Raw genomic sequence first — 1,138 nt, forward strand, 5'->3', positions numbered from 1 at the left:
CAAACTGCAGCCGTTTTAATGGATGCCACCTGCTATGAGGTGGGCATTCGTTATCCGACGGATGTGAAACTATTGTGGGAGTCTTGTGAATGGATCTGGTCGCTAATCGATACGTGGAATAGGCTATTGGGGCAACGCCGAATGCGGCGTAAACAAAAACAGATCTACGAACGCTATGTGACCTTTCAAAAGCTCAAACGAAAACCCACCAGGCGGCGTATTGGTATTACCCGTTCCCTATTGCGGTTATTAAGAAAAGGGCTTGAAACCTGGGCCAAGATGAAGCGCCATCATGGTCAGGCGATTGTCCTGTCACAAAAAGGAATGGAGCGCAAACAACTCATTGAACAGGTCTATGAACAGCAATTGCTCCACTTCCAGGATCCCGAGGCCAAAATAGCGAACCGCATACTGAGTCTGGCTCAGCCTTGGGTTCGTCCCATTGTGCGGGGTAAGGAAACCAAGAAGGTCGAATTTGGTCCCAAGGTACATCTGTTCAATGTGGATGGGATCAGCTTCGTAGAACACTTCAGTTTTGATGCTTTTAATGAATCGCAGCGTCTGCAAACTACCGTCTCACTGCACGAAAAATACTTTGGCAAATGTCGTTACCTGGCCGCTGACAAGATCTACGGCACCAATGCAAATCGGCGCTACTGCCTGGGTATGACAACCACCTTTGTTCCAAAAGGAAGAAAACCCAAGCACCCAGACCCGGTAAAGAAGCAGATCAAAGGTAGGCTTCGGGCAGCCCGGGCCGCACATATGGAAGGGGCTATCGGAAATGAAAAACAGCACTATGGACTGAATAAAATTAGAGCCACTCGCCCAGACACGCAGAAGCTCTGGATCTGTTTTGGTATCTGGACCGCTTCGGCTGTGAAAATCAGTAAGCGAATAACTCATTCCTCCTTAACTAAGGCCGCATAACAATCATTGCCTGACTTGATCAGTCGAAGCATGGGATAACTATGCCCTGTACCTTCAAAATCCAAAGTGTAGCAGTCAAAAAGGGACTGATTGGGACCGTATAGACCTAGAATCATCAATCTTCGGATTTACAACTCCACAAGGGAAACGGCCAATAGCCAAATTTTATATCGAAGACTATCTCCTGGAGAATTTACAGGGACGGCCT

At 47.6% G+C, this 1,138-nt stretch carries 1 pseudogene; it reads left to right on the plus strand.

Annotated elements, in window-relative coordinates:
• Positions 1–930: pseudogene (locus CRP01_RS41660) on the plus strand (DDE transposase); the annotation flags it as partial.
• Between the last annotated feature and the right edge of the window lie 208 nt (positions 931–1,138).

The sequence above is a fragment of the Flavilitoribacter nigricans DSM 23189 = NBRC 102662 genome, from assembly GCF_002646595.1.
Lineage (GTDB): Bacteria > Bacteroidota > Bacteroidia > Chitinophagales > Saprospiraceae > Flavilitoribacter > Flavilitoribacter nigricans.